The organism is Halalkalibacter urbisdiaboli (assembly GCF_002156385.1).
Taxonomy (GTDB): domain Bacteria; phylum Bacillota; class Bacilli; order Bacillales; family Bacillaceae_D; genus Halalkalibacter_A; species Halalkalibacter_A urbisdiaboli.
Genome location: NZ_MVJM01000003.1, coordinates 512,053 through 525,705, shown reverse-complemented (window position 1 = coordinate 525,705; position 13,653 = coordinate 512,053). Strand labels below are relative to the sequence as shown.

General features: G+C 38.7%; 10 protein-coding genes. All 10 read right to left on the bottom strand.

What is annotated here, in order from left to right:
* Positions 1 to 154 precede the first annotated feature (154 nt).
* Positions 155 to 4,456 carry a PolC-type DNA polymerase III gene (locus B1R93_RS16890; RefSeq protein WP_088105127.1) on the bottom strand — a complete coding sequence of 1,434 codons (4,302 nt, stop codon included), beginning with the start codon at positions 4,454 to 4,456 and terminating at the stop codon, positions 155 to 157.
* 108 nt (positions 4,457 to 4,564) lie between these two features.
* Complete coding sequence (locus tag B1R93_RS16885; protein ID WP_088105126.1) at positions 4,565 to 6,271, bottom strand: proline--tRNA ligase; 1,707 nt, start codon at positions 6,269 to 6,271, stop codon at positions 4,565 to 4,567.
* Positions 6,272 to 6,297: 26 nt separating this feature from the next.
* Positions 6,298 to 7,554 carry an RIP metalloprotease RseP gene (gene rseP, locus B1R93_RS16880; RefSeq protein WP_088105125.1) on the bottom strand — a complete coding sequence of 419 codons (1,257 nt, stop codon included), beginning with the start codon at positions 7,552 to 7,554 and terminating at the stop codon, positions 6,298 to 6,300.
* Positions 7,555 to 7,574: 20 nt separating this feature from the next.
* Positions 7,575 to 8,720, bottom strand: a complete 1,146-nt coding sequence (locus B1R93_RS16875; RefSeq protein WP_088105124.1) for a 1-deoxy-D-xylulose-5-phosphate reductoisomerase — start codon at positions 8,718 to 8,720, stop codon at positions 7,575 to 7,577.
* Between the two features lie 60 nt (positions 8,721 to 8,780).
* Positions 8,781 to 9,578: a phosphatidate cytidylyltransferase gene (locus tag B1R93_RS16870; protein ID WP_088105123.1), complete on the bottom strand. Its 798-nt coding sequence runs from the start codon at positions 9,576 to 9,578 to the stop codon at positions 8,781 to 8,783.
* An 18-nt stretch (positions 9,579 to 9,596) separates the two neighbouring features.
* Positions 9,597 to 10,364: an undecaprenyl pyrophosphate synthase gene (locus B1R93_RS16865; protein WP_088105122.1), complete on the bottom strand. Its 768-nt coding sequence runs from the start codon at positions 10,362 to 10,364 to the stop codon at positions 9,597 to 9,599.
* 132 nt (positions 10,365 to 10,496) lie between these two features.
* The gene (gene frr, locus B1R93_RS16860) at positions 10,497 to 11,054 is read right to left on the bottom strand and encodes a ribosome recycling factor (RefSeq protein ID WP_088105121.1); all 558 of its coding nucleotides are present in this window, start codon (positions 11,052 to 11,054) and stop codon (positions 10,497 to 10,499) included.
* A gap of 1 nt (position 11,055) precedes the next feature.
* A complete protein-coding gene (gene pyrH, locus B1R93_RS16855) occupies positions 11,056 to 11,775 on the bottom strand; it encodes a UMP kinase (protein WP_088105120.1) in 720 nt (239 codons plus the stop codon).
* 72 nt (positions 11,776 to 11,847) lie between these two features.
* Positions 11,848 to 12,726, bottom strand: coding sequence for a translation elongation factor Ts (tsf, locus tag B1R93_RS16850; RefSeq protein ID WP_088105119.1), 879 nt, complete (start codon positions 12,724 to 12,726; stop codon positions 11,848 to 11,850).
* A gap of 140 nt (positions 12,727 to 12,866) precedes the next feature.
* On the bottom strand, positions 12,867 to 13,589 hold the full coding sequence (rpsB, locus tag B1R93_RS16845) for a 30S ribosomal protein S2 (protein WP_088105118.1): 723 nt from the start codon (positions 13,587 to 13,589) through the stop codon (positions 12,867 to 12,869).
* Positions 13,590 to 13,653: the final 64 nt, after the last annotated feature.

Sequence of the window (13,653 nt, the reverse complement as noted above, 5' to 3'; positions counted from 1 at the left end):
TAAGAGCTAGTTAATCCTACATTGGTCAACGAACAACGAAAGAGTGGGTTTCCCCACTCTTTTCACGACGTATTCTAAGTATTACCATAATCACAATATCATACTCTCTAAACCATTGCAACAGATAGCATCTACGTTCGTTCGTTAAACACGATTAAAACAAGGATAACTGATTTGATTCTGGTAAGCCTTCGAGACAGCCATGATCATCTAGATGTTCGACAACCGTCTTTGTCAGCTTCGCTCTTTGCTGTAAGTCTTCTTTAGATAAAAATTCTCTTTCTGCTCGTGCTTTCACAATATTTAAGGCTGCATTTGTCCCAACTCCAGTCATTGCATTAAACGGAGGAAGTAAACTATTTCCTTCTACGATAAACTCGGTTGCACTTGAACGGTACAGATCCACTTTTTGAAAGGAATAGCCGCGCTCACACATTTCTAATGCTAACTCGAGAACAATGACAACAGCTTTCTCTTTAGGTGCAGCATCGAGGCCCTTCGCATTAATTTCTTCAATTTTTGCTCTTATTGCTGTCGAACCTTTAATCATTGTATCCAAATCAAAATCATCAGCACGTACAGTAAAGTATGCTGCATAATATAGAATCGGATGATGGACTTTAAAGTACGCTATTCGGACAGCCATTAATACATATGCAGCAGCATGGGCTTTCGGGAACATATATTTAATTTTCATACATGACCCTATATACCAGTCAGGGACGTCATGCTTTTTCATTTCCTCAATCCATTCTGGCTGAAGGCCTTTCCCCTTACGAACAAATTCCATAATTTTAAAAGCTAACGATGGTTCAAGCCCTTTATATATGAGGTAAACCATAATATCATCACGACAGCCAATAACATCCTTTAGCTCACACGTTCCATTATAAATTAATTCGTTCGCATTGTTTAACCAGACATCGGTACCGTGCGATAACCCTGAAATTTGGACAAGCTCTGAAAACGTACTTGGCTTAGTTTCCTCAAGCATTTGTCGAACAAACCTTGTTCCGAACTCTGGGATACCTAACGTTCCTGTTTTACACATAATTTGCTCTTCAGTAACACCAAGAACATCCGGTCCACTGAAAATTTTCATAACTTCCGAATCGTCGGTTGGAATGGTTTTCGGGTCGATACCACTTAAATCTTGAAGCATACGTATAACAGTTGGGTCATCGTGTCCTAGAATATCGAGCTTTAGTAGATTATCATGGATCGAATGGAAGTCAAAGTGAGTCGTTTTCCATTCAGCATTTTTATCATCTGCGGGGAACTGGATTGGACAGAAGTCATGTATATCCATGTAATCAGGAACAACGATAATCCCACCTGGATGCTGACCCGTAGTCCGTTTAACTCCTGTACATCCTGAAACTAAACGGTCAATTTCAGCCCCTCGAATATGAAGGTCATGATCCCCTTGATAGCCTTTTACGTATCCATATGCGGTTTTTTCCGCCACTGTACCGATCGTACCAGCACGGTATACGTATTCTTCACCAAACAACTCCTTCGTATAATGGTGTGCACGAGGCTGGTATTCACCAGAGAAATTTAAATCGATATCCGGAACTTTATCACCTTTAAAGCCTAAGAACGTTTCAAATGGAATGTCTTGTCCATCTTTTACATACGCAGTCCCACACTCAGGACAATCCTTATCAGGTAAATCGTAACCTGAACCAACTGAGCCATCGTCAAAGAAGTACGAATGATGACAACTTGGACAAACGTAATGTGGCGGCAGTGGATTAACCTCCGTAATTTCGGTCATCGTTGCAACAAACGAAGAACCTACTGAACCTCGAGAACCGACGAGATAACCATCAATAAGCGATTTCTTTACAAGTTTATGAGATATTAAATAGATTACCGCGAATCCGTGTCCGATAATGCTCTTTAGCTCTTTTTCCAATCTCGCTTCTACAATCTCAGGTAATTCATCCCCATAAATCCTTCTTGCCATACTGTAGCTCATTTCACGAATTTCTTCATCTGCCCCTTCAATTTTAGGTGTATATAGTTCATCAGGAATTGGATGAATCTCCTCAATCATATCCGCTATTTTTTGTGTATTCGTTACAACGAGCTCCTTGGCACGTTCCTCACCAAGAAATGAGAACGCCTCTAGCATTTCAGTTGTCGTTTTAAAATGAACCTGTGGCAACGTTTGTTTATTTAAAGGATTTGCTCCACCTTGAGAAGCAATAAGGATTTTTCGATAAATATGATCTTCTTCATGTAAGTAATGAACATTACCTGTTGCAACTACCGGTTTATCAATTTTTTCACCTAATGTTACAATATTTGAAATAATTTCAATAAGGGCTTGTTCATTTTTTACAAGCTCTTTTTCAATTAAATGTTGATAATTAGACAATGGTTGAACTTCTAAGTAATCATAGAATGCCGCAATTGACTCTACTTCATCAGGTGATTTTTGCATCATCCCTTCAAACACTTCACCTTGATCACAAGCTGTACCGACAAGTAAACCTTGTCGATGCTTTTGAAGCAGTGAACGCGGGATGCGTGGTGTTCTGAAAAAATACTCAACATGCGATTGAGAAACAAGCTTATATAAATTTTTGAGCCCCTCTTGTGTTTGAGCAAGAATTGTACAATGTGAAGGGCGTTGACGGTGAAAATTCCCTTGCCCCATATGGTCATTCAATTCATCATGAAATTCAATGTCACGCTCATTAGCATCCTTGACCATTTTCCAAAGTAAATAGCCTGTTGCCTCAGCATCATAAATCGCTCGGTGATGACTGACTAGCTCAATATCAAATTTTTTACATAAGGTATTAAGTCGATGATTTTTTAATTCTGGATATAAGAAACGACCTAATTCTAACGTATCAATTACTGGATTTTCCGCTTCTCCTAACCCAATTTTTTGATAACCGACATTAAGAAAACCCATATCAAAACTAGCATTATGTGCGACTAAAATTGAATCTCCGACAAAATCACGAAACTTTTTAAGCACCTCTTCAACTTCTGGTTGGCCTTTAAGCATGTCGTCCGTAATCCCGGTCAATTCAATAATAGTATTAGATAACGGTTCATGTGGATCAGCAAAGGATTCAAAACGATCGATGATTTCTCCACCCTTCACTTTTACTGCTGCAAGCTCGATAATCGTATTATAGACAGCTGACAACCCTGTCGTTTCTACGTCAAAGACAACATATTCATCTTCTAATAGCTGCCGATGTGCCTCGTTATATGCAATTGGCACACCGTCATCGACTAAATAAGCCTCCATTCCAAAGAGTACCTTAATCCCATGTTTTTTTCCGGCTGAATAAGCTTCAGGGAACGACTGAACAACACCATGATCCGTAATTGCAATAGCTGGATGTCCCCATTTTGCAGCTTGTTCAACATAACGCCCCGCAGAGACCATACCATCCATTTGACTCATTGTCGTGTGAAGATGTAGCTCTACTCGTTTTTCGCCTTCGACAGCATCGTCGGCTCTCTCATTAGGTTTTATTTGGTTTAAATCATTAGCAATCATCACTAAATCGCGAACAAAGGTATCGTTTTGGACTCCCCCGCGAACTTTTAACCACATTCCCTTTTTGACAGATTGAAGTAGCGGAATATCTTCCTTATCTCTAGAAAACATCTTTACCATGATCGAATCAGTGTAATCGGTTATTTTGAAAGTCAGAAGCGTTCTCCCACTACGTAATTCACGCGTCTCTGAGAAAAATACATAGCCTTGAACGGTTATACGTCGTTCTTCATCAACAATCGCCTCAAGCGGAATTGGATCGTCTTTAATCGGATAACCTAAAACGAGTTCTTGTTTACTAGCACTATCATCACTTTGCTGTTGCTGCTTCTTCTTTTCGAGAATGGCCTCAACAATCTTGGCATGATCTTCCTGCTCCCTCTGTTCAAGAAAACGAGCAAATTCTTTCTTAGACTCCTTAATATTCGCATCAATTTGGATGTTCGGTAAACAAAGGTTCGCTAAGGTGTTTTGGAAAGGTTCAACTAACTTTCGTTTTAAAGCAACTGCCTCAGTCTCATTTCTTACATTTATCATTAAACGTTTTCCGTCAAAACTTGGTGTTTGATTTTGTAATAAGTCACGAAGTCCCGATGAAATGGTTTCTAAGTTTGACACGATTAACGGCCAATAATCTGACCAGTTAACGTCAGCTGGTTGACAAGCTTCGTAATGAAAGGTGAAGTCAACCGATGCAATATGCTTAAACGATTCCTTTAAGCGATTCGCGAATAATTCATAAACTGTTGACGGAACTACTGTTGGCAATTCAATATGAAATTGCCAAGATTTTTGTTCCTTTGATATCACTAACTTGCGAATTTTCCCCTCGGCAAAATGACGAGTTACAACTTCCTCGGGTATTTGTAATTGCTGGAGGAGTAATGTCAATCTCTCTTTGCGTAAATTCTCATCTTGAGTCACTTTATTCACCCTCCCGACATCACATTAACTTACATACAGATAATTGAGGGTGTTTTAACAGGTTATGAATAACCGATTAAAACACCCTCCTAATAATACTATAATTGATTATACTAGCTTTTTGAATTGTTCTTGAAGAGTTTTCTCTAAATCGTCAACATGGACTTCAAGCATTTCCCCTGTTTGACGAATTTTAACTTCTACAATTTTTTCAGCCGCTCGCTTTCCTACCGCCACTCGAATCGGTACCCCAATTAAATCTGAATCTTTAAACTTTACGCCCGCTCTTTCAGGACGATCGTCGAATAATACATCAAAATTTTGCTTTAAAGATGTATATAGAGACTCCCCAAGGTTTCTTTGGTCGTCATCTTTTACATTAATCGTTACAAGATGTAGATCGAATGGAGCAACAGATACCGGCCAAACTAGACCATTTTCATCATGATGCTGCTCAACAATTGCAGCGACTGTACGTGAAATACCAATTCCATAACAGCCCATAATCATTGTTTGTGATTTTCCATTTTCATCAAGATAATTTGCCCCAAGAGCTTCACTATATTTTGTACCTAGTTTAAAAACGTGTCCAACTTCAATTCCTTTTGCAAACTTGATAACACCTTGCCCATCCGGAGAAGGATCACCCTCTTGGATTATGCGAAGGTCATTAAAGTCTGAAATGCTAAAATCACGCTCTAAATTAACATTTTTATAATGAGCATCCTTTTCATTTGCACCACAAACACCATTTACAATCGCTGCGACTGCATGGTCAGCAACAACCTTTATCCCGTTCGGAACACCTATAGGACCAATAAAACCAATTTCACAATTTAAGTGTTCTTTCGTCTGCTCAGGTGTGGCTAATTCAACGATTGCTTTATTAAAGAGATTCTTTACTTTTATTTCATTGACTTCGTGGTCACCACGAACTAATACAAGGACAGGTTCTTCATTTACAATAAAAAGCAATGATTTAATTATCCGCTCCTTGCTTACATTTAAAAAGGAAACTATATCATCAATTGCTTTTACATTCGGTGTTTCAACCTTTTCTAACGATTCAACGCTTTCATCAGATTTTTCATAAGAAGCAACGACTGGTGCAATTTCTACATTAGCAGCAAATGTTGAACGGTCAGAATAAGCAATTGTATCTTCCCCAATCTCACTTAATACCATAAATTCATGCGTATCTGTACCACCAATTGCGCCGGAATCCGCTTCAACTGCACGAAAATCTAGCTTAAATCGAGAGAAAATTCGTTGATAAGCATCATACATAGAATCATAACTAGCATCAAGTCCTTCTTGCGATATATCAAACGAATAGGCATCCTTCATAATAAATTCGCGTGAACGTAGGACCCCAAATCGAGGTCTACGTTCATCACGGTATTTAGTTTGAATTTGATACAAATTCATTGGTAATTTCTTGTATGACTGTACATCGTCGCGAACGAGTGTCGTAATCACTTCCTCGTGTGTTGCCCCCAATACAAAATCACGTTGATGCCGATCTTTCAAACGCATTAACTCAGGGCCGTAATCGCCTAAGCGTCCAGATTCTTCCCAAAGCTCAGCTGGCTGAATGGCCGGCATCAATACTTCCTGCGCGCCAGCATCGTCCATTTCCTCACGAACAATTTCTTCTACTTTGCGAAGAACTCTTTTTCCTAAAGGTAAATAAGAGTATATTCCTGAAGCCGTCTGACGAATAAGGCCGGCACGGAGCATTAACTGATGACTTTTTATCTCAGCATCTGCTGGTACATCTCGTAGTGTAGGGGATAAATACGTACGTTGTCTCATCTAAAAAACCCTTTCCATTTCCTGATCTACATGAAAAATTTATTTATGTCGTTCCAAGTTACCACAATCATGAGTAACATTAGTAAAGCAAATCCAATAAAGTGAACAATTCCTTCTTTTTGCGGATCGATAGGTTTACCTCTAACCGCTTCAAGACCTATAAATATTAATCTCCCACCATCCATCGCAGGAATTGGTAAAAGGTTAATGATTCCTAAGTTTACGCTTAAGGCTGCCGCCCACTGAAGTAAAACGAATATTCCCATTGCAGCCGCTTCACCAGTGTAATTATATATTCCAACAGGGCCTGCAACATGATCTAATTGAAATTCACCTGTTACAATCGTCCTTAATACTTCAAATATCATTGTCATAAACAAGTATGTTCTTTCTGCACCAAACAATATTGAACCTACTATCGAAAACTCTGTCGGGGCCCCGATTCCGACAAAACCTTCAGGCTCTCCCAACTGTCCTTCACGTTCATCAGGAGTCACTTCTATATTAAAGATTTGACCGTTTCGTTCAACCTCAAACACAATCGGTTGCTTAGGGTTTGCTTGGATTATGCTCGTCATGTCTTTCCAAGTATCTAAAGGGGTATTTTCAATACTGATAACACGGTCGTTTTTTTGTAAACCGGCTTCAGCTGCTGGACTATTTGGTGTAACCTCTCCGATTTTTGCTTCGTCAACAGGCATGCCTTGTATTAATGCAAAAAGCGTTAATAATCCAAACGCTAAAATGAAATTCATGAGCGGCCCAGCAAAAATAGCCATTGCTCGTTGTCCAACCGTTTTTGAGCCAAACTGTCTATTCCAGGGAGCAATTTGTGTTGCTCGCTCATCCTGAACTAATTCGGCCTTTTCATTTACACGATATCTGACGAGTTCATCCATATCATTATAAGCTTCAATAAATAATTCTCGTTCTAGATCTAATCGCTCAACTTGTACGACTCTCGCCTCAGGATGCCTCGACTTATTATTGATAATAATTCGTGACACTTCATTAAGATGATTAAAAACTAACCCAACTTCATATCCTGGTTTGATTTCAACTATTTCCGGATCTTCTCCAGCCATACGGACAAATCCTCCTAAAGGAAGGAGACGAATCGTATAGACCGTTTCATCCTTCTTAAAGGAAAACAACTTTGGTCCAAAACCAATCGCAAATTCACGACAAAGAATACCTGCCCTTTTTGCAAAGTACAAGTGCCCCCATTCATGAATAAAAACAAGAACACCAAAAATAATGACGACAGAAAGTAAAGTTTCCAATGTACCAATTCCACCTTTCGCTAGATTCTTGAGTGGATAAACGTTCGTGTTTCTTGATCAACCTCAATAATTGTTTCTAAAGTAGGTAATGAAATAGTTTGATGTCGTTCAAGTGCAGCCTCAATTAAATATTCAATTTCTAAAAAGGTAATTTTACTAGCTAAAAAAGCAGCCACCGCTTCTTCGTTTGCAGCATTTAAAACTGTCGGCATCGTTCCACCAACTCGCCCTGCCTCATATGCGTATGCCATGCAACGAAAGCGTTCAAAATCGAGCTTCGAAAAATGGAGCTTGCCTATTTCCCATAAGTTTAACCTTTCACTTGCCGTACGTTCAAGTCTATTCGGATAAGTAAGTGCGTATTGAATCGGGACACGCATATCAGGTGTTCCTAATTGAGCAATTACACTACGATCAATAAACTCGACCATTGAATGAATAATACTCTCCTTATGTAACACAACATCGATTTTCTCATAAGGAATATCAAATAACCAATGTGCTTCGATAACTTCTAATCCTTTATTCATCATCGTAGCGGAATCAATGGTAATCTTTGCTCCCATAGACCAATTTGGATGATTTAATGCTTCTTCTACCGTTACTCCTTCTAACTGCTCTCGCTTACGATCACGGAAGCTTCCACCTGAGGCTGTTAAAATTAATCGGTCAATATCATCCTGCCTCTCACCATTGAGGCATTGATAGATAGCAGAGTGCTCACTATCTACCGGTAATAACGGGACTTGATAATTTTTTGCTTCCTTCGTTACAATATGACCAGCTGTGACAAGTGTTTCTTTATTAGCAATTGCAATTGTCTTTCCTTCCTTAATCGCTGCAATGGTTGGGCCTAACCCAACACTTCCAAGAACCGCATTGACTAATACATCTGAAGAAGGGTAAGTAGCAACTTCAAGTAAACCTTCAGAACCATAAACAACTTTTGTTCGCTCAGGTATTTGAAGCAATAATTTTTCATAATCCTCTTTATTTTGGACTGAAACTAGTTGAGGAGAAAAATCATAAATTTGCTTGATAGCTAGGTCAATATTTTTCCCTACTGACATGGCTACTAATTTAAACTGTTCGGGAAACTGTCGAATAACATCTAATGTCTGTGTCCCGATTGAACCAGTAGCCCCTAATAAACTAATATGTTTCAACATACTCACCTACTGTTCGAAATATCACCTAATTAATATGTATCTTGTCTATTTCTTTTTTTAAATTAGCTGTAAAAGATGAAGAATCGGCATCACGTAAATGAGACTGTCAAACCGATCAAGAATGCCACCATGTCCGGGTAAAACATTTCCAGAATCTTTGACTGCATAATGTCGTTTTAATGCAGATTCAACTAAATCACCTAACTGTCCAAACGTTGAAGCCACTAGGATAATAAACAGCGCTGTAATATAAGATACAAAACCAGGGAATAACAGATAAAATATGGAGCCAACAATAACTGCTGCTATTATACCACCAATTGAGCCTTCAACTGTCTTTTTGGGGCTGATATCAGGCCATAACTTACGTTTACCAAATGCTCGTCCTGCAAAATAAGCACCCGAATCTGTTGTCCAAATTAAAAACATTACAAAGAAGACTAGAAAAAGACCTGTTTCCGGTACTTCTCGAGTCATGATTAAATAATGAAAACCGAACCCAACATAAACAGATGAAAGGATAACAAAGCCAACTTCATCGAAAGTAAACGTATTCTTAGTAAGCACTGTAAACATTAATAAAACAAGAATTAAAAAAATAAAAATTTCTACCTTTGTAAAATGAGAAGGGACTACTCTTTCAAACCAAGTTGTTGGTACGAGCAACAACCACATTGAAATAAGACTTATTCCACCCATTATTGAAAATGGTGCAATTTTTTTCATCTTTAATAATTCGATCATCGCGACTGAGGCAACGATGGTTATAAAGAGAGCAAAGAACCAACCTCCTAATAAAACCATACTAACGAAAACAGCCCCGCCTATGATTCCTGTAATAATCCTCTGTTTCAAACTAATGTCGCCCCTCTCTTAAATGCCTCCATACCTTCGTGCACGTTTTTGATAGACGGCGATAGCATCTGCAAAGTGTTCTTCATTAAAGTCAGGCCAAAGTACATCCGTAAACCAAAATTCACTATATGCAAGCTGCCATAGCATAAAATTACTTAATCTAATTTCTCCACTCGTTCGAATTAATAAATCTGGATCACGTAAATCAGATGTCATTAAATACTTATTAAGAAGCTCTTCATTGATATCCTGTTCCTTTAGTTGACCAGATTGAACTTGTTGTGCGATGGCTTTCATTGCTTCAAGTATTTCAAAACGACTTCCATAATTCAAGGCAAAATTTAAAACTAAGCCAGTGTTATTTCTCGTTTCGTGTACTGCTTTCTGTACTGCGAGAAGAGTATGCTCAGGTAGGTTCTCAAGACTACCCATTAAACGCACTTTCACATTTTGTTCGATTAGCTTAGGAAGCTCTATTCCAAGAAAACGTTCTGGAAGTTTCATTAAATAATCGACTTCTGTTTTTGGTCTTTTCCAATTTTCCGTTGAAAATGCGTATAATGTTAAGATCTCTACCCCTAAATTATTAGCTTGTCGTACAATTTTATTAATTACTTTCATGCCCTCACGGTGTCCAGCAATACGAGGTAACCCTTTCTGCTTCGCCCACCGTCCATTACCATCCATAATAATGGCTACATGCTTTGGTATTTCTGTCACTGATTTCGAATCAATAGGTTCGTTCGTTGAAAAGCTAGCTTTCCATTTTGAAAATTTCTCAAGCATCCGTAAGCCCTCCATCATACTACAGCAATTTCCATCTCCAAACAAAGCTCTGCATGAAAGATGATATGAAAGTGTAAAAAACCCCCTATAATAAGAGGGTCTCTTACATTATCCATTTTACATTGAAATTGTTTACACTTCCATTATTTCTTTCTCTTTATTATCAGCGGCTTCATCTACTTTAACAATAAATTTATCAGTTAGCTTTTGAACCTCATCTGTTCCGCGACGAAGCTCATCTTCCGTCATCTCGCCATCTTTCTGTAATTTTTTCAAGTCGTCATTTACGTCTCGACGAACATTACGAATGGCTACCTTTGCTTCTTCTGCAGATTTTTTGACAATCTTAACAAGATCTTTACGACGTTCCTCTGTTAACGGAGGAATTGAGATACGAATAATAGCACCGTCATTTGATGGAGTAAGACCTAAGTCTGACTTTAAAATCGCACGCTCAATATCACCAATTGACGTCTTGTCAAAAGGCTGAACAACAAGGAGTCGCGCTTCTGGAACAGAAATCGTTGCTAGCTGATTAAGAGGTGTTTCGGCACCGTAATATTCAACTGTTACACGGTCAAGAAGTGCTGGATTTGCTCTCCCTGCTCTTAACTTGGCAAGTTCACGATTTAATGCCTCAATTGCTTTTGCCATTCGCTGTTCTGCATCTTGTAAAACTGCTGCTGACATATTAATTCCCCCTCACAACTGTTCCAATATCTTCTCCTAGAACAGCTCGTTTAATATTTCCTTCTTCCATTATAGAGAAAACAATAAGTGGTATGTTGTTATCCATACAAAGTGACGAAGCGGTTGAATCCATAACAGCTAAACCTTCCTTAAGTACATCCATATATGTAATGCTCGTATACTTTGTGGCATTTTCATCTACTGAAGGATCGGCACTATAAACCCCGTCCACTTTATTTTTTGCCATTAAAATAACTTCAGCTTCAATTTCTGCTGCGCGTAATGCTGCGGTCGTATCAGTAGAGAAATACGGATTACCTGTTCCTGCTGCAAAAATAACAACACGCTTCTTTTCTAAATGTCGAATCGCTTTGCGTCTAATATAAGGTTCAGCTACCTGTCTCATCTCTATTGATGTTTGAACGCGTGTTTGAATCCCATTATCCTCTAAGCTGTCTTGAAGCGCTAATGAGTTCATAACTGTTGCTAGCATCCCCATATAATCAGCTGTTGCGCGATCCATTCCTTTTGCACTCCCAGCCATCCCTCGCCAAATATTACCGCCACCAACAACAACTGCAACCTCTACATCAAGCTCAACAATTTCTTTGATTTGTGTTGCAACAGATTGGATAACAATTGGGTCAATGCCATAACCTTGTTCTCCAGCAAGAGCTTCACCACTTAATTTTAACACCACTCGATTGTATTTATTATTCATTATGACCTCCATCAGCACGTGAAGTTTGAACATTCTTTGAAAAAAGGGACACTTTGTGCCCCTCTACATGGATTACTTTTTCACTTGAGACATAACTTCTTCAGCGAAATTATCTTCACGCTTTTCTATTCCTTCGCCTACTTCATAACGAATGAATGATTTTACAGAAGCGCCTTTGTTTTGAACATACTTACCAACTTTTTGATCGCCATCTTTAACGAAAGGCTGATCTAAAAGACAAACTTGCTCAAAGAACTTACTTAAACGTCCTTCAACCATTTTTGCAACAATATTTTCTGGCTTGCCTTCATTTAGTGCTTGTTGAGTTAATACCTCACGCTCACGTTCTACTTCTTCTGGAGAGACTTCGTCACGTGATACGTACGTCGGATTAATAGCTGCTACGTGCATTGCAACATCTTTTGCTAGTTCTTCATCAGATGATCCACCTACAACTGTTAAGACACCAATTCTTCCGCCCATATGTAAGTATTCTCCAAAGACATCACCGTCTTCTTTTTCGACAACTTCAAAGCGACGAAGAGAAATCTTTTCACCAATTTTCGCAATTGAGCTATTAATATATTCTTGAACCGTTTGTCCATTCATTGATTGTGACAGTGCTTCTTCAACAGAGGCAGGACTATTCGCAAGAATATGTGAAGCAAGCTCACCAACTAAGTTTTGGAAGTTTTCGTTTTTAGCAACAAAATCCGTTTCAGAGTTAACTTCTACAATAACTGCTTTGTTTCCTTCAGATTTAACAAGTGCAAGTCCTTCTGCAGCTACACGGTCAGCTTTCTTCGCAGCACTTGCAATCCCTTTTTCACGTAGGAAATCAACTGCTTTTTCCATATCACCATTTGTTTCTGTTAATGCTTTTTTACAATCCATCATTCCAGCGCCTGTTTTTTCACGTAATTCTTTTACCATGCTTGCTGTTACAGCCATGTAAAACGCCTCCTTAAAATATCAGTATGTACTTTTTTATTAATTACAAACTACTTTTACAAAAGATATCGTCTTTCTAGCAAAAAAGGTGATAAAGGGCAACCCCCCTTTACCACCCTTTTGTCTGAGAACAAATGAAATTAAACTGTTGTTTCTTCAGCTTCAGCTGCTTCTTGCTCTTCAGCAGAAGTTGATTCGATTACTGCATCTGCCATTTTTGCAGTAAGAAGTTTTACCGCACGAATTGCATCATCGTTACCTGGAATTACATAGTCAATTTCATCTGGATCACAGTTCGTATCTACAATCGCAACAATTGGGATATTAAGCTTGTGAGCTTCCGCAATTGCAATGCGTTCTTTACGTGGGTCAATAACGAATAGTGCATCTGGTACACCTTGCATGTCTTTAATTCCACCTAAGAACTTTTCAAGACGATCCATTTCCTTTTTAAGAAGGATAACTTCTTTTTTAGGTAGAACATCAAATGTTCCATCTTCTTGCATCTTTTCAAGGTTCTTAAGACGGCTAATACGCTTTTGAATTGTTTCAAAGTTTGTAAGCGTACCACCTAACCAACGTTGGTTGATGAAATACATGCCACAACGCTCAGCTTCTTCCTTAACTGAATCTTGAGCTTGTTTTTTTGTACCAACGAAAAGAATTTTCCCTCCGTCAGCTGCTAAGTCACGTACAAAGTTATACGCTTCCTCAACTTTCTTGACTGTCTTTTGCAAGTCAATGATGTAAATTCCGTTACGCTCTGTGAAGATGTAGCGATCCATTTTTGGGTTCCAACGACGAGTTTGGTGACCGAAGTGTACCCCTGCTTCTAGTAATTGCTTCATGGAGATTACTGCCACATCCAACACCTCCTTATAAAATGGTTTTTTGTTCCTCCGCGCTCATCATCTTTAAGCAAGACTG